Source organism: Staphylococcus sp. GDY8P85P, from assembly GCF_017892405.1.
Taxonomy (GTDB): domain Bacteria; phylum Bacillota; class Bacilli; order Staphylococcales; family Staphylococcaceae; genus Staphylococcus; species Staphylococcus borealis.
Genome location: NZ_JAESLA010000005.1, coordinates 18,575 through 35,248, shown reverse-complemented (window position 1 = coordinate 35,248; position 16,674 = coordinate 18,575). Strand labels below are relative to the sequence as shown.

General features: G+C 33.9%; 16 protein-coding genes. All 16 read left to right on the top strand.

Annotation, left to right across the window (positions count from 1 at the left end; all coding sequences use genetic code 11):
• Positions 1 to 27 precede the first annotated feature (27 nt).
• The gene (gene ftsZ / locus KA828_RS01250) at positions 28 to 1,209 is read left to right on the top strand and encodes a cell division protein FtsZ (protein ID WP_107629863.1); all 1,182 of its coding nucleotides are present in this window, start codon (positions 28 to 30) and stop codon (positions 1,207 to 1,209) included.
• A 228-nt stretch (positions 1,210 to 1,437) separates the two neighbouring features.
• Entirely contained in the window at positions 1,438 to 2,229 is a 792-nt protein-coding gene (pgeF, locus tag KA828_RS01245; protein ID WP_053029192.1) for a peptidoglycan editing factor PgeF, read from the top strand.
• A 97-nt stretch (positions 2,230 to 2,326) separates the two neighbouring features.
• The gene (locus KA828_RS01240; protein ID WP_075108615.1) at positions 2,327 to 2,995 is read left to right on the top strand and encodes a YggS family pyridoxal phosphate-dependent enzyme; all 669 of its coding nucleotides are present in this window, start codon (positions 2,327 to 2,329) and stop codon (positions 2,993 to 2,995) included.
• 11 nt (positions 2,996 to 3,006) lie between these two features.
• On the top strand, positions 3,007 to 3,600 hold the full coding sequence (locus KA828_RS01235) for a cell division protein SepF (RefSeq protein ID WP_210125249.1): 594 nt from the start codon (positions 3,007 to 3,009) through the stop codon (positions 3,598 to 3,600).
• Between the two features lie 11 nt (positions 3,601 to 3,611).
• The gene (locus tag KA828_RS01230; RefSeq protein ID WP_070855450.1) at positions 3,612 to 3,902 is read left to right on the top strand and encodes a YggT family protein; all 291 of its coding nucleotides are present in this window, start codon (positions 3,612 to 3,614) and stop codon (positions 3,900 to 3,902) included.
• Between the two features lie 65 nt (positions 3,903 to 3,967).
• Positions 3,968 to 4,765, top strand: coding sequence for a YlmH family RNA-binding protein (locus tag KA828_RS01225; RefSeq protein WP_193839906.1), 798 nt, complete (start codon positions 3,968 to 3,970; stop codon positions 4,763 to 4,765).
• A 42-nt stretch (positions 4,766 to 4,807) separates the two neighbouring features.
• Positions 4,808 to 5,506 (top strand): DivIVA domain-containing protein, encoded by a 699-nt coding sequence (locus KA828_RS01220; protein ID WP_193839451.1) that lies wholly within the window; start codon positions 4,808 to 4,810, stop codon positions 5,504 to 5,506.
• A gap of 228 nt (positions 5,507 to 5,734) precedes the next feature.
• The gene (gene ileS, locus KA828_RS01215) at positions 5,735 to 8,485 is read left to right on the top strand and encodes an isoleucine--tRNA ligase (protein WP_075108619.1); all 2,751 of its coding nucleotides are present in this window, start codon (positions 5,735 to 5,737) and stop codon (positions 8,483 to 8,485) included.
• Between the two features lie 205 nt (positions 8,486 to 8,690).
• The gene (locus KA828_RS01210) at positions 8,691 to 10,196 is read left to right on the top strand and encodes an NmrA family NAD(P)-binding protein (RefSeq protein WP_210125248.1); all 1,506 of its coding nucleotides are present in this window, start codon (positions 8,691 to 8,693) and stop codon (positions 10,194 to 10,196) included.
• A 346-nt stretch (positions 10,197 to 10,542) separates the two neighbouring features.
• Positions 10,543 to 11,337 (top strand): VOC family protein, encoded by a 795-nt coding sequence (locus KA828_RS01205; protein WP_210125247.1) that lies wholly within the window; start codon positions 10,543 to 10,545, stop codon positions 11,335 to 11,337.
• Positions 11,338 to 11,341: 4 nt separating this feature from the next.
• Positions 11,342 to 11,821, top strand: a complete 480-nt coding sequence (locus KA828_RS01200; protein WP_075108622.1) for a CHAP domain-containing protein — start codon at positions 11,342 to 11,344, stop codon at positions 11,819 to 11,821.
• Between the two features lie 115 nt (positions 11,822 to 11,936).
• Positions 11,937 to 12,413, top strand: a complete 477-nt coding sequence (gene lspA, locus KA828_RS01195) for a signal peptidase II (RefSeq protein WP_075108623.1) — start codon at positions 11,937 to 11,939, stop codon at positions 12,411 to 12,413.
• An 11-nt stretch (positions 12,414 to 12,424) separates the two neighbouring features.
• Entirely contained in the window at positions 12,425 to 13,342 is a 918-nt protein-coding gene (locus KA828_RS01190) for an RluA family pseudouridine synthase (RefSeq protein WP_210125246.1), read from the top strand.
• 338 nt (positions 13,343 to 13,680) lie between these two features.
• Positions 13,681 to 14,208, top strand: coding sequence for a bifunctional pyr operon transcriptional regulator/uracil phosphoribosyltransferase PyrR (gene pyrR, locus KA828_RS01185; RefSeq protein WP_075108625.1), 528 nt, complete (start codon positions 13,681 to 13,683; stop codon positions 14,206 to 14,208).
• Positions 14,209 to 14,435: 227 nt separating this feature from the next.
• On the top strand, positions 14,436 to 15,734 hold the full coding sequence (locus tag KA828_RS01180) for a uracil-xanthine permease family protein (protein ID WP_210125245.1): 1,299 nt from the start codon (positions 14,436 to 14,438) through the stop codon (positions 15,732 to 15,734).
• Between the two features lie 44 nt (positions 15,735 to 15,778).
• Complete coding sequence (locus KA828_RS01175; RefSeq protein WP_053029205.1) at positions 15,779 to 16,672, top strand: aspartate carbamoyltransferase catalytic subunit; 894 nt, start codon at positions 15,779 to 15,781, stop codon at positions 16,670 to 16,672.
• Positions 16,673 to 16,674 lie beyond the last annotated feature (2 nt).

The window sequence follows — 16,674 nt, the reverse complement described above, 5'->3', positions numbered from 1 at the left end:
GGCCATTAAGACTAGGAGGAAATATAAATGTTAGAATTTGAACAAGGATTTAATCATTTAGCGACATTAAAAGTCATCGGTGTAGGTGGTGGCGGTAACAACGCTGTTAACCGTATGATCGACCATGGTATGAATAATGTAGAATTTATTGCAATTAACACAGATGGACAAGCTTTAAACTTATCTAAAGCAGAATCTAAAATCCAAATTGGTGAGAAATTAACACGTGGACTTGGTGCAGGTGCTAACCCAGAAATTGGTAAAAAAGCAGCTGAAGAATCTCGTGAACAAATTGAAGATGCTATCCAAGGCGCAGATATGGTATTCGTAACTGCTGGTATGGGTGGCGGTACTGGTACAGGTGCTGCACCAGTAGTAGCTAAGATTGCTAAAGAAATGGGAGCATTAACTGTAGGTGTTGTAACGCGTCCATTCGGATTTGAAGGACGTAAACGTTCAACACAAGCAGCTGCTGGTGTTGAAGCTATGAAAGCAGCTGTAGATACATTAATCGTTATCCCTAACGACCGTTTATTAGACATCGTTGACAAATCAACACCTATGATGGAAGCATTTAAAGAAGCAGATAACGTATTACGCCAAGGTGTTCAAGGTATCTCTGACTTAATTGCTGTATCAGGTGAAGTAAACTTAGACTTTGCTGACGTTAAGACAATCATGTCTAACCAAGGTTCAGCATTAATGGGTATTGGTGTATCTTCTGGTGAAAATAGAGCAGTTGAAGCAGCTAAAAAAGCTATTTCATCACCATTACTTGAAACTTCAATCGTTGGTGCTCAAGGTGTGTTAATGAACATCACTGGTGGAGAATCACTTTCATTATTCGAAGCGCAAGAAGCAGCTGACATCGTACAAGATGCAGCAGATGAAGATGTGAATATGATCTTTGGTACAGTTATCAATCCTGAATTACAAGATGAAATCGTAGTTACTGTAATTGCAACAGGTTTTGAAGACAAACCAACTTCACAAGGACGTAAAGCTTCAAGCACAGGTTTCGGAACAAGTGCAACTTCAGGTACTTCATCTCAAGCAAGTACACCTAGAGAAGAATCATTCTCTCAAAGTTCATCAAGCACGCGTTCTTCTGAAAGCGTATCTGAAAGAAGTCATACTACTAAAGATGACGACATTCCTAGCTTTATCAGAAATAGAGAAGAAAGACGTTCTAGAAGAACTAGACGTTAATTCAAATAAGTTTAGACTATATTTCGTTGTATGATTAAGTGTTTTTATCGTCTTAATCATTCCTAAAAGGGAGTAGAACGACGAATTCACTTGTGGATTCATGTTCGCTCCCTTTTTATTTACTTTCAAGTAAAGTGAAGATTGTTATATAATATAATTATATTCAATTTTAGAGTAAGGCTTTTTAAATCGATAAATATAAAACATAAAATAAGGTGGTTTGATTTCGTGTCAGAGAAGTTTGTGAAGTATCCCCATTACTTAAATTATGAATCTAAAGACTTGATGCGTGTAAATTTGGGATTCACTACAAGAGAGGGTGGCTATAGCCTATATCCTGAAGCGTCATTTAATATGGCCAGATATGTGGATGATGAACCTGAAAATATTACGAAACATCAAGAAATATTGGCGGATGCAATTGGATTTGAAAGCGCGCATTGGGTATTCCCGATTCAAACACATGAAAATCGTGTGATTGAGATTACACAAAGTCATCGTGGGACTAACATTGATAGTTTAACAGATGAACTATATGGTATCGACGGGATGTATACATATGAATCTGATACGTTATTAACTATGTGTTATGCAGACTGTGTACCCGTTTACTTTTACAGTGAGAAACACCACTATATAGGTTTAGCACATGCAGGATGGCGAGGTACTTATGGCCAAATCGTTAATGAAATGTTAAAACAAATTGATTTTGATTTAAAAGATTTAAATATAGTGATAGGACCATCGACATCAACGACGTATGAAATTAATGATGATATTAAATCGAAGTTTGAAACGTTACCAATTAATGTAGAGTCATATATTGAGACACGTGGAGAAAATCGACATGGCATTGACTTAAAGCGTGCTAATGCATTATTACTTCATCATTATGGTGTGCCAATGGACAATATATATATTACTGATTATGCTACATCAGAAGATTTGTCTCTTTTCTTTTCATATCGCATTGAAAAGGGCCAAACAGGAAGAATGTTGGCATTTATAGGACAAAAATAAGCTATTTAAAGTAATGATTGTCGTAATACAATAGGTATGTGAAAGCAAATATTAATAATCATTGTACTTAACAAATGTTAAAGAGGTTGGGTAGAATATGGACGTAAAAGATAATTTAAAAAATATTGAAAGTGAAATTCAAACACACTTTGAAAATAGTGAAGCAAGTTCCTTGCCAAACGTGATTGCAGTGACAAAATATGTTACAATAGACCGTGCTAAAGAAGCTTATGATGCTGGGCTAAGACATTTTGGTGAAAACAGATTAGAAGGCTTTTTAGAGAAAAAATCTGCGTTACCTGACGATGTTACGATGCATTTTATAGGTTCTTTACAATCTAGAAAAGTAAAAGAAGTAATTAACGACATTGATTACCTGCATGCATTAGATCGACTTAGTCTAGCTAAGGAAATTAATAAACGAGCTGATCATGAGATTGCCTGCTTCGTACAAGTTAATGTCTCAGGTGAAGAATCTAAACATGGTATTGCTTTGAATGAAGTTAATCACTTCATAGAACAAATGAAACAATATGATAACATTAAAATTGTCGGATTAATGACAATGGCACCCTATACAGATGATACAGCTTATATTCGTCAGTTATTTAAACAATTACGATTAAAACGAGATGAAATTAAAAACCTTAAATTAGATTATGCACCATGTGATGATTTATCTATGGGAATGAGTAATGACTATGCAATTGCTGTAGAAGAAGGTGCTTCATTTATAAGAATAGGGACTAAACTTGTTGGAGAATAGGAGTGAGCCCCGTGGCTATTAAAGATTTATTTAATAATTTTTTTCTAATGGATGATGAAGAGGAAGTAGAAAGCCCTGAAGAGCGACAACGTCGTGTAGTTCAGAATGAAGAAACAGAAACAAACCATGTTCAGCAGAAACAACCACAACAATCTGAACGTTCATATAGCAATCAAAGTAAATTAAAGAGCGTACCGCAAAAGAAAGCATCAAGAAATTATAACTCAGAAGAAAGGAATGTGCGTATGAATCAACCACCATCAAAGTCAAACAGTAAAAATGTTGTGACGATGAATCAATCGTCTCAAAGCTATAGTGGCAATGAAAGTTCAAAAATGTGCTTATTCGAGCCACGTGTATTTTCTGATACGCAAGATATCGCAGATGAATTAAAAAACCGTCGCGCTACATTAGTTAATTTACAACGCATTGACAAAATTTCAGCTAAACGTATTATTGATTTCTTAAGTGGTACAGTTTATGCGATTGGTGGGGATATTCAACGTGTAGGTACTGACATATTCCTTTGTACACCTGATAACGTGGAAGTTGCGGGAAGTATCACAGACCACATTGAACAAATGGAAACGCAGCACTACGAATAAGGAGACATTATATGGATGTAGGTTTATTAGCTACTATTTTTAATTTTATAATATTTCTAGTACAAATATATTATTTTGGAATGATTATATATTTCTTTACATCTTGGGTACCAAGTGTTAGAGAATCTAAATTAGGCCAAATACTAGGTAAATTATATGAACCATTTTTAGAACCATTTAGAAAGATTATCCCACCAATTGGAATGATTGACATTTCTTCACTTGTAGCTTTGTTTGTACTTGTATTATTCCAAGCTGGGTTAAGAAGTATTTTTAATATGATACTTATTTATTTAGTGTAATAATTAATGAAGTTGAAGAGGCTGAGACAATACAAATGTTTGTTTCAACCTCTTTTATCATTTGAATTAGATATAAGAGAGGTGTAACAGTAATCGATATTTATCAACATTTTAGAGATGAAGAGCAAGTGCTAATCGATCAATTAATAGATAAGTGTGATCAGGTCGAACAGCAGTATGCACCTATTTTGACAAACTTTCTTGATCCGAGAGGGCAATATATTCTTGAAGTTATAACAGGCAGTTATGAAGATATGCATGTGACATTTTTTGGTGGAAATCACGCTGAAAGAAGAAGAGGAATGATAGCACCGAGTTATTTTGATCCAGAAGAAGACGATTTTGAAGAAGTATTAATTCAGATTAATTACCCTGAAAAGTTTGTTCATCTTCAACACCAGCATGTGTTAGGCACACTCATGTCATTAGGAATTGAAAGAGAACAAGTCGGAGATATCATTGTAGGAGAACATATTCAATTTGTTTTGACAAAGCAACTAGAATCATATATTATGTTGGAATTAACAAAGATTAAAGGTGCTACAGTTAAACTTAATTCTATTCCATTTAAAGATATGATACAATCAGTAGAGAATTGGAAAATTCAAGGAAGTACTGTAAGCGCATTGAGATTAGATGTCGTCGTAAAAGAAATGATTCATAAATCTAGATCAATTGCGAAACAATTAATTGAAAAGAAACGTGTCAAAGTGAATCATACGATTATTGATTCACCAGATTTTCAAATACAAACCAATGATTTATTATCTATTCAAGGATTTGGAAGAGCCCAAATTACTGATATAGGTGGTAGAACTAAAAAAGACAAAATACACATTAATTATCGAACATTGTTTAAGTAATAAATAGAAGTCAATTTAAAATTGATTTAAGGAGGATGTAGGATGCCTTTTACACCTAGTGAAATAAAAAATAAAGAATTTACAAAAGTGAAAAATGGTCTTGAACCAGCTGAAGTAAGTGATTATTTAAATCAATTAAGTCATGAAATTGAACGATTAAAAGATGAAAAAAAACAACTTGAAAAAGTAATTGAAGAGAGAGATACTAATATTAAATCTTATCAACAAGTACATCAATCAGTTAGCGATGCACTTGTTCAAGCACAACAAGCTGGCGAAGAAACAAAACAAGCAGCAAATAAAGAAGCGGAAGCTGTGATTAGTAAAGCACAGGCACAAGCAGACTTAATCGTAAATGATGCTATTGAGAAAGCGCGTCATTTATCATTCCAAACGGAAGATATGAAACGTCAATCTAAAATCTTTAGATCTCGTTTCCGTATGTTAGTGGAAGCTCAATTAGATCTATTAAAAAATGACGATTGGGATTATTTACTCAACTACGATATCGATGCAGAACAAGTTACGCAAGAAAATTTTCAACATTTAAATAGTCAAGATATTACACCTGAGGAACAACTTAAAGCTCAGGCTCAGCAATCTGAAAGTGCGGTTACGAGCGAAAGTGATAGCCAATCAACCGATTCACTAAGTACAAGCGACGCTACTAGTACAAGTGAACCTGTTGCTTCAGAGGCAAGTGTGAGTCAAAGTGAATCAACATCAAATACAAATAAATAAATGTTATCAAATAAGACAGACACGTAGGAGATAATCAACTTTTTACAGCGAATTAGGGTCGGTGAAAGCCTAATAAAAGTCTATCTCTTATATCACTGACTTAGACAAAGTAATACGATATATATGAGAGAACTCTAAGTTGAGTTAACAAGGGTGGTACCGCGGTCATTCCGTCCCTTTTTAATTGAACTTAGAGTTCTTTTTTACATTTAAGGAGTGAAAACAATTATGAACTATAAAGATACTTTATTAATGCCAAAGACTGACTTCCCAATGCGTGGTGGATTGCCAAATAAAGAACCTCAAATCCAAGAACAATGGGAAGCTAACAACCAATACCAAAAAGCACTAGAAAAAAATAAAGGTAACCAATCTTATATCCTACATGATGGTCCACCGTATGCGAATGGTAATTTACACATGGGACATGCATTAAATAAAATCATTAAAGATATCATCGTCCGCTATAAAACGATGCAAGGATTTTATGCACCATACGTTCCGGGTTGGGATACGCACGGTTTACCAATTGAACAAGCTTTAACTAAAAAAGGCGTTGATCGTAAAAAAATGTCAATTGCCGAATTTAGAGAAAAATGTAAAGAATTTGCTTTAGAACAAATTGAATTACAAAAGAAAGACTTTAAACGTCTTGGTGTGCGTGGTGACTTCAATGATCCATACATCACTTTGAAACCAGAATATGAAGCGGCACAAATTCGTTTGTTCGGTGAAATGGCTGATAAAGGATTAATTTATAAAGGTAAAAAACCTGTTTATTGGTCACCTTCAAGTGAATCATCTTTAGCTGAAGCGGAAATTGAATACCATGATAAACGTTCAGCATCAATTTATGTTGCGTTTGATGTAAAAGATTCAAAAGGTATTGTAGATGAAGATGCACAATTTATTATTTGGACAACTACACCATGGACTATTCCATCAAATGTTGCGATTACTGTTCACCCTGAACTTAAATATGGTCAATATAACGTGAATGGTAAGAAATATATCATTGCACAAGCTTTATCTGAAAATGTAGCAGAAGCATTAGAATGGGATAAAGAAGCAATTCAATTAGAAAAAGAATTTACAGGTAAAGAATTAGAGTACGTTGAAGCCCAACACCCATTCTTAGATCGTGTATCACTTGTAATTAACGGTAACCATGTTACAACTGATGCAGGTACAGGTTGTGTTCATACCGCTCCTGGTCACGGGGAAGATGACTATATCGTTGGACAAAAATATGATTTACCAGTAATTAGTCCTTTAAATGATAAAGGTGTGTTCACTGAAGAAGGCGGACAATTTGAAGGTATGTTTTACGATAAAGCTAACAAAGCAGTTACTGATTTATTAACTGAAAAAAATGCTTTATTAAAACTTAACTTTATTACACATAGTTACCCTCATGATTGGCGTACTAAGAAACCAGTTATTTTCCGTGCAACACCACAATGGTTTGCTTCAATCAATAAGGTAAGACAAGATATCTTAGATGCAATTGAAGACACAGACTTCAAAGTAGATTGGGGTAAAACACGTATCTATAATATGATTCGTGATCGCGGAGAATGGGTTATTTCTCGTCAACGTGTATGGGGTGTACCATTACCAGTATTTTATGCTGAAAACGGCGATATTATCATGACTAAAGAAACGGTTAACCATGTAGCAGATTTATTTGAAGAACATGGCTCAAATATTTGGTTTGAAAAAGAAGCGAAAGACTTATTACCTGAAGGATTTACACATCCTGGTAGTCCAAATGGTACGTTTACAAAAGAAATGGATATCATGGATGTTTGGTTTGACTCAGGTTCATCACATCGTGGTGTATTAGAAAATCGTCCAGAATTAAGTTTCCCTGCAGATTTATACTTTGAAGGCAGTGACCAATATCGTGGTTGGTTTAACTCTTCAATTACTACTGCTGTGGCAACAAGAGGACAAGCACCATATAAATTCTTATTATCTCACGGCTTTGTAATGGACGGTGAAGGTAAGAAAATGAGTAAATCACTTGGTAATGTTATTGTTCCAGACCAAGTTGTAAAACAAAAGGGTGCTGATATCGCACGATTATGGGTTAGTAGTACGGATTACTTAGCTGACGTTCGTATTTCTGATGAAATCTTAAAACAAACATCTGATGTTTATCGTAAAATTAGAAATACATTAAGATTCATGTTAGGTAACATTAACGATTTCAATCCGGAAACAGATGCAATTCCTGAATCTGAATTATTAGAAGTAGACCGTTACTTATTAAACCGTTTACGTGAATTCACTGCAAGCACAATTAACCATTATGATAACTTTGATTATTTAAACATTTATCAAGAAGTTCAAAACTTTATTAATGTTGAATTAAGTAACTTCTATTTAGATTATGGTAAAGATATCCTTTATATCGAAGAGAAAAATGCGCATAAACGTCGCAGTATGCAAACAGTGTTATACCAAATCTTAGTTGATATGACGAAATTATTAGCACCTATTTTAGTCCACACAGCTGAAGAAGTTTGGACACACACACCACATGTGAAAGAAGAAAGTGTTCATTTAGCTGATATGCCTAAAGTAGTTGAAGTTGATCAAGCATTACTTGATAAATGGAATCAATTAATGGCATTACGTGATGATGTTAACCGAGCATTAGAAGTAGCACGTAACAATAAAGTAATCGGTAAATCACTCGAAGCAAAAGTTGTTATTGGTAATAACGACAACTTTAAAGCTGCAGCGTTCTTACAACAATTTGAAGATTTACAACAATTATTCATAGTTTCACAAGTTGAAGTTACAGATGCTGTGGACAATGCAGAGACTTACCAACATGGTGATATCAGAATTGACCACGCTGAAGGCGAAAAATGTGAAAGATGTTGGAACTACACTGAAGCATTAGGCGCAGTAGGTGAATTAGAACACTTATGCCCACGATGCCAACAAGTAGTTAAAACGTTAGTTTAATAGTATGTGAGCAAAAAGGAGCTGGACAGAAATAATTTTTCTAAAATTTATTTCATTGTCCTGCTCCTTTTTAATATTCGCAATATAATTTATACATAAAAAGAATAATAATACACAATGTTTCGCTTTTTGATTTAAGGTTATTTAGAAAGATATATTCATAGATAAATGACAGAACGAATTTTTAATAAACAGAGGTGGAACGATGAGTAAAATTTTATTAACAGGTGCATCTGGCTATATTGGTGGACACTTGAAAGCGCAATTAAAAGAGAATTACGAAATTATAGCAATTTCAAGAAACACTAAAAATAAAGAAAATGAACAGAATGTCACTTGGAAAGCTGCTGATTTATTTGATTTAGATGAAATCACAAAGGTTATGGAAGGGGTAGATACTGCAATTTACCTTGTTCATTCTATGATGCCTAATGCTAAATTGACGCAAGCAAATTTTGAAGATATGGATGCCTTATTAGCGGATAATTTTGCGAGAGCTGCTAAAAAACAAGGCGTAAAACATATTGTTTTTATGAGTGGTTTAATTCCCAATGAAGACAAGCTGTCGGCGCATTTACGTAGTCGTTTAGAATGTGAGAAAATTCTTGGCTCTTATGGCATACCGGTTAGCACATTGCGAGCAGGTTTAATTATTGGGGCAAAGGGAAGTTCTTACCCGATTTTAAAACGTTTGGTTGAACGTTTACCCGGAATGGTCTTACCTAGTTGGGCATATCATATGATTGCGCCCGTTTCAATCAACGATGTTATTGATAAACTCGCACTATTAGTCAAACGTACACCACAACATAATGAGGCTTTTGATATTACAGGTCCAGAAATTATGAATTATAAGGAATTAATACAACGCACGGCAGTAGTGTTAAATAAACGTTTACCAATCGTTGACTTACCAATTATCCCTATTTGGGTTAGTCGATATTGGGTACAACTTATTTCACAGGTGCCTAAAGAGATGGTTTACCCACTTATGAATAGTTTAGTTCATGATATGATTCCACAACCAGAACGCACACATCCTGATATATCTATTGGTAAGATGTCATATGAAGAAAGTGTAGAACAAGCGCTAAATGAAGAAAATAAAATGAATCAAAAACAAAATAAAAACAAAAAATCATCAAGTGAAAGTAAAAAAGAAAGCATCAAAGATGTAAGAGCAATATCACGTTTTAGTATTCCGGCCAATTATTCAATGGAAGATGTGGCTAAAACATATGCAACGTTTATTAACAATATTACGTTACATTTAATCAATGGCACTATAAATGAAAATAAATTTGATATTACACTGCCGTTTACGAATCAATTTATCTTAAAAATGGAACGTGATATGGAAGATTCTTCTGAGGATATGATTGTTTACAAAATCGTAGGTGGCAATTTAGCATTATCCAATAATGGTGGCAATGCTCGATTTGAATTTAGACGTATTTTAGATACGAATGAAGCAATCGTTGCGTTACAAGAATATGAGCCGACATTGCCTTGGGTAGTTTATAAATATACACAAGCCAATATTCATAAAACAGTTATGGAATTATTTGTAAATCATATGAATAAACGTGCTGAAGAAGATAAACAAGCATCATCACACAATAATCAGCTATTCAGTACTGTAGCGATGACTACAGGTGCGATTGTGGGTGCTTATCTAGGATCCAAAATATATCATCTGTTTAAAGCATAAATCATCCATATTGATATAATGCATACGTTAATTTGTTGTAAAAGAACGTCCGAGTTATAGTGTATATATAGTTGAAAAAGACAACTTCTATTAAAATAATATAGAAATTGTCTTTATTATATATTAGCGTAATTTTAAAAAGGAAACTAAGTAAAATGTAAATACTTTATTTTGAAGTCGGTATTTATAAGAGCGAACTAAAAAAACATAAATTGCAATATACATACAAAGACTGATAAAATTTGATAGATTTTAAGGTAAAATAAAAAGTATTATTTTCATCAAAGTGATTAATGCATCCAATAAAAATGATGCAATTGATTTACAGTCATATTAGGAGGCTACAATGTTTCATTCCAAGCATGCACATTTCGTAAATGGTATCACGTTAAATGTGAGAAATTTAGCTAATTTAAGACCATTTTATGAAACGGTATTAGGATTTGAAGTGATTACCGAAACACACCAATCTGTCCAATATGAGATTGGTCAATCTAATCATTTTATAACTTTAAAAGAAATTGTAAATGGTAGGGAACCGCTGTTATCTGAAGCCGGATTATTTTATATAGGTATATTGCTTCCTAATATAGCAGATTTAGCAGATTTACTTGTACAAATGACAGATTTTGAAATTCCAGTAAATGGTGGAGAACAAAGTGTCTATACCTCTCTTTTTATTGAAGGTCCAGAGGGAAATGCATTTAAGTTTTATGTCGATCACGATATAGATGACTGGCTGTACGATAATAATTATGTGAAATTGGATGTTGAAGCAATTCATGTTCCACGATTATTAACGCATGTAACAGATCAAACTTGGCAAGGCATTCCTAAAGGAACTAAAATTGGAAATGTATCTCTTAAATCGATACGTATGTCTGAAGTCAAATCATATTATTTAAACTATTTTGGACTTGAAACATCTGCATATTTGGATAAGTTTTCACTCTATATGTCTTCAAATCAATATCATCATCATTTAGCAATTAATCAATGGTTATCAAGTACAAAGCGCGTTATGAATCCTATCACATATGGTCTCGCATTAATTGATTATTATTATCCTGAAACAACGCATATCGATGTTAAGGGTCCAGACGGACTTCAATTTAGATTTAATTTTATAGAAGTAGTGTGATTAAATGAAGAAATTTATAGCTATAATGTTTTTAGGTAGTGCACTTTTCACTGTTGGTGCAATATATGATGGTATTGATAATCAAGATATGACGCAACCTACAATTCATTTTTGGGAAAAGAATCCAATGAAATTCAATTTATATGCTAAGGGGCAGTGTACGTATTACGTGTTTGACAGAATACGACAAGATGGTAATATGATTAGCAATAAATGGGGTGATGCTAAGTATTGGGCTGCCAAAGCTGATGAAGAAGGATATACAGTAAATAATGAACCTAGTGTTGGCGCAATTTTGCAATATCCTAAAGGTCAATATGGTCATGTAGCATATATAGATAAAGTTCACCAGGATGGGTCGCTAACAGTATTTGATATGAACTATAATAAACCGTATGAAGTGACAAAAAGAACAGTTCATGACAATCAAGTAGACGAATTTAATTATATTCATCCAAAGGAAAATAAAAATGAAACAGCATAGTGAACTACAGTTACACCTCTCATGAGTTATTTGTAACTGTAGCTTTTTTTATGTATGGGAGTAAGCTATAATGTAGAGTGTTGTCAAAGTGTAGTGTGTGAATGGAGGCACGTGAATGAAAAAGAAATATTATATAACGATATCTTTAATCGTAGCAATCACAATATTAATCATTGATCAAGTAACTAAACGTATAATAGCTACAACAATGAATATTGGTGATTCGTATGAGGTTATTCCCAATTTTTTAAATATAACATCACATAGAAATAACGGTGCGGCGTGGGGAATATTAAGTGGTAAAATGGGATTCTTTTATATTATTACGCTTATAATTCTCGTCGTACTTGTATTATTTTATATTAAAGAAGCAAAGTATAATCTGTTTATGCAAGTTGCAATTAGTTTATTATTTGCAGGCGCATTAGGTAACTTTATTGATCGATTAGTAAATGGTGAAGTAGTTGATTTTGTTGATACGACTATTTTCGGATATGATTTTCCAATATTTAATGTTGCGGATTCAAGTCTAACAATAGGTGTATTATTCATCATCATTGCCTTACTTAAAGATGCAAATTCGAAAGAGTAGGAGGCTGTAATTTGAAAACACATGAATTTAAAATAGAAGATCAAGCTTATGTTGGACAGCGTATTGATAAATTATTACCTGAATTCAACAATGACTGGTCAAGAAGTCAAATACAAGATTGGATTAAAGACGATTTAGTAACAGTAAATGACAAAGTGATTAAATCTAATTATAAAGTTAAATTAAATGACAGTATTATCGTTACTGAAAAGGAAGTCGTTGAAGCTGATATTCAGCCGGAAAATTTAAACTTAGATATTTATTATGAAGATGAAGATGTTGCGATTGTATATAAACCTAAAGGCATGGTAGTTCACCCTTCACCAGGTCATTATTCAGGTACACTGGTTAATGGATTAATGTATCAAATTAAAGATTTATCTGGTATTAATGGTGAGATTCGTCCTGGTATCGTACATCGTATCGATAAAGATACATCAGGGTTATTAATGGTTGCGAAAAATGATATCGCGCATCGTGGTTTAGTTGAACAGTTAATGGATAAATCTGTTAAGCGAAAATATACTGCATTAGTACATGGAAACATTCCACATGATTACGGTACAATCGATGCGCCAATAGGAAGAAATGAGAAAGATAGACAATCTATGGATGTTGTTGATAATGGTAAAGAAGCCGTGACACATTTCAATGTGTTGGAACATTTTAAAGATTATACATTAATTGAGTGTCAATTAGAGACAGGGCGTACACACCAAATCCGTGTGCATATGAAATATATAGGATTTCCTCTTGTTGGAGACCCTAAATATGGTCTGAGAAAGACACTTGATATTGGGGGTCAAGCTTTACACGCAGGGGTTATTGGGTTTGAACATCCAGTCACACATGAATACATTGAACGACAAGCGGAGTTACCTGAAGCATTTGAAACATTATTAGAAGATATCCGTTTAAGAGAAGCTTAAGTTAATCATTCAATTGTCTAAAATGGAATTTAATCTAATAAAAAGTATTATTTAACACAGATAATTTTAAAATTTGCATTGACTTATAAGTCAAAAAGCATTAAGCTAATAACAGTTCAAAAAGAAAACGATGTCTTTAAACGAAAGTCCAGAGAGGCTTCAAAGACAATGAGTATAATTCTATACACTTTCTTAAAATCATTCATTGAGCACATTGATGAATTGTTTAATGAGAATGACTTTATCATGTATCGTATAAACGTACATGTCCGTATATAAATTAAACCTCATGTCTTTGATTAAAGACATGAGGTTTTTTAATATTAAGAGGTGAGATAATGTCTGAGCGTATCATCATGGATGAAGCTGCAATACAACGTACTGTAACGCGTATGGCGCACGAAATTCTAGAATACAATAAAGGTACAGAAAATCTTGTGTTACTCGGTATCAAAACGAGAGGCGAATACTTAGCACGACGTATTCAAGACAAAATCAATCAAATTGAACAAAAAGCAGTTCCGACAGGCACAATTGATATTACTCATTTTAGAGATGATATTGAAATTGCTAACAAGAAAATCACTCAAGACGCAATAGATATTGATGCTGATATTAATAACAAGGTCGTCATCATTATTGATGATGTGCTTTACACTGGTAGAACTGTTAGAGCTTCACTAGATGCGATTCTATTACATTCTCGACCAATTAAAATTGGATTGGCTGCACTTGTAGATCGAGGACATCGTGAGTTGCCTATCAGAGCCGATTTTGTAGGAAAAAATATTCCAACTGCTAAAGAAGAATCCGTTTCTGTGTTCTTAAATGAAAAGGATTCACAGAACGCAGTTATAATTGAATAAAGGCCTTTTAAATCAGTACGAGAGACTGAAAAAGGTAAAGTATTCAATAGTGAGTGTCAGTATGAAAGTTTCAAAATAAGTAGTAATGTGCTCACTAAAACAGAATACTTTGTCACGTATGTACAGATCACGTTGGATATGAAAACGTATCTGCTTACTAAATACGATTTTTTAGTCTCTTTACATTTATATGTTAAAGAGACTTTTTTTATGAAAGGAAGAAAAAAATGGAAAATGAACAAATGTTTGAACGCACCGTTAAGCCGGTGTTAGATGTACAGGATAAACCGCAACCGGCACAGTGGGCATTACTGAGTTTGCAACATCTATTTGCAATGTTTGGTTCTACTGTATTAGTACCATTCCTTACTGGCTTACCTATATCAGCTGCTTTACTTGCATCAGGAATAGGAACATTGCTTTACATCCTAATTACTAAAGCAAAGATTCCAGCATATTTAGGGTCAAGCTTCGCATTTATCACACCTATTATTACTGGATTAAGTACGCACAGTCTAGGCGATATGTTGGTCGCATTATTCGCTAGTGGCGTCATGTACGTCATCATCGGTATTCTAATCAAAATAAGTGGTACAGGATGGTTAATGCATTTACTTCCACCAGTAGTAGTGGGGCCAGTAATCATGGTGATTGGTTTAAGCCTAGCACCAACAGCAGTTAATATGGCAATGTTTGAGAATTCAGGTGATATGAAAGGGTACAACTTAAGCTATTTAGTTGTAGCACTTATCACATTACTTGTAACCATTATTGTCCAAGGGTTCTTCAAAGGATTCTTATCACTGATACCGGTACTTATTGGTATCATCGTCGGCTACATTGTTTCAATCTTTATGGGATTAGTAAACTTTTCAAATATTGCGAAAGCAAATTGGATTGACTTCCCTCACATCTATTTACCGTTTAAAGATTATGTACCGTCGATACACCTTGGTTTAATACTCGTCATGTTACCAATCGTGTTCGTAACAGTGAGTGAGCATATCGGTCACCAAATGGTAATCAATAAAATTGTAGGTAGAAACTTCTTCGAGGATCCAGGTTTACATCGCTCAATTATCGGTGACGGTGTGTCAACCATGTTCGCAAGTATTATTGGTGGTCCACCAAGTACAACATACGGCGAAAACATCGGTGTTCTAGCAATAACAAAAATTTATAGTATTTATGTTATTGGTGGCGCAGCGGTTATCGCGATTGTCTTATCATTCATTGGAAAGTTCTCAGCGTTGATTTCATCAATACCTACCCCGGTAATGGGCGGCGTATCCATCTTGCTCTTCGGTATTATTGCAGCAAGCGGACTCAGAATGTTAGTTGAGAGCAATATCGATTTCGCAAGCAACCGTAACCTAGTCATTGCTTCAGTCATCTTAGTTGTAGGTATTGGTAACTTACTTATCAATTTAAAAGGTTTAGGTGTAAACCTTCAAATCGAAGGTATGGCACTCGCAGCACTTTCAGGTATTATCTTAAATTTAATTTTGCCAAAAGAAAAACAGTAATCAAAAAACTAATTTAACAAGGATTATTTATCAGGAGGCGCTTTATGAATAACTTATTATCTATGGAACATTTATCTAACGAGGACATTTACGATTTAATTCAAACAGCTTGTGATTATAAATCAGGAAAACAACCATTACCACAATTCGAAGGAAAGTTTGTTTCAAATTTATTCTTCGAAAACTCAACACGTACTAAATGTAGCTTTGAAGTAGCAGAGCAAAAATTAGGTCTTAAAGAAGTTAACTTTGAAACAAGTACATCATCAGTACAAAAAGGAGAATCACTGTACGACACATGTAAAACGCTTGAGAGCATCGGCGTTGATTTACTTGTCATAAGACATTCTCAAAATGCATATTATGAAGAACTAGAAAATCTTAATATCCCAATTGCAAATGCTGGTGATGGTAGTGGTCAACACCCTACACAAAGTTTATTAGATATCATGACAATTTATGAAGAGTATGGGTCATTTGAAGGATTAAATATCTTGATCTGTGGTGATATTAAAAATTCACGTGTAGCAAGAAGTAATTTCATAAGCTTAACATCACTAGGCGCAAATGTGATGTTCTCAAGTCCAGATGAATGGGTTGATGAATCTTTAGATGCACCATATGTGCAAATTGATGATGTTATCGACCAAGTAGACATTGTTATGTTATTACGTGTTCAACATGAACGCCATGGTATAACGGGTGAAGCTAACTTCGAGGCAAATGATTACCATGAACAATACGGTTTAACAATGGATAGATATAATAAGTTGAAAGATAAAGCAATTGTTATGCACCCTGCACCAGTTAATAGAGGTGTTGAAATTGATTCTGAATTAGTGGAAGCACCTAAGGCACGAATTTTCAAACAAATGACAAATGGCATGTATTTAAGAATGTCAGTAATCAATAAACTATTATCAGGAAAAGAGGCGTAAAC

Bases quoted from the DNA above. Each gene is read 5' to 3' on its own strand.
- lspA (WP_075108623.1), top strand. From the start codon at position 11,937: ATGAAAAAGAAATATTATATAACGATATCTTTAATCGTAGCAATCACA.
- KA828_RS01240 (WP_075108615.1), top strand. From the start codon at position 2,327: ATGGACGTAAAAGATAATTTAAAAAATATTGAAAGTGAAATTCAAACA.
- KA828_RS01230 (WP_070855450.1), top strand. From the start codon at position 3,612: ATGGATGTAGGTTTATTAGCTACTATTTTTAATTTTATAATATTTCTA.
- KA828_RS01205 (WP_210125247.1), top strand. From the start codon at position 10,543: ATGTTTCATTCCAAGCATGCACATTTCGTAAATGGTATCACGTTAAAT.
- KA828_RS01180 (WP_210125245.1), top strand. From the start codon at position 14,436: ATGGAAAATGAACAAATGTTTGAACGCACCGTTAAGCCGGTGTTAGAT.
- pyrR (WP_075108625.1), top strand. From the start codon at position 13,681: ATGTCTGAGCGTATCATCATGGATGAAGCTGCAATACAACGTACTGTA.
- KA828_RS01200 (WP_075108622.1), top strand. From the start codon at position 11,342: ATGAAGAAATTTATAGCTATAATGTTTTTAGGTAGTGCACTTTTCACT.
- KA828_RS01175 (WP_053029205.1), top strand. From the start codon at position 15,779: ATGAATAACTTATTATCTATGGAACATTTATCTAACGAGGACATTTAC.
- ftsZ (WP_107629863.1), top strand. From the start codon at position 28: ATGTTAGAATTTGAACAAGGATTTAATCATTTAGCGACATTAAAAGTC.
- KA828_RS01210 (WP_210125248.1), top strand. From the start codon at position 8,691: ATGAGTAAAATTTTATTAACAGGTGCATCTGGCTATATTGGTGGACAC.
- KA828_RS01220 (WP_193839451.1), top strand. From the start codon at position 4,808: ATGCCTTTTACACCTAGTGAAATAAAAAATAAAGAATTTACAAAAGTG.
- ileS (WP_075108619.1), top strand. From the start codon at position 5,735: ATGAACTATAAAGATACTTTATTAATGCCAAAGACTGACTTCCCAATG.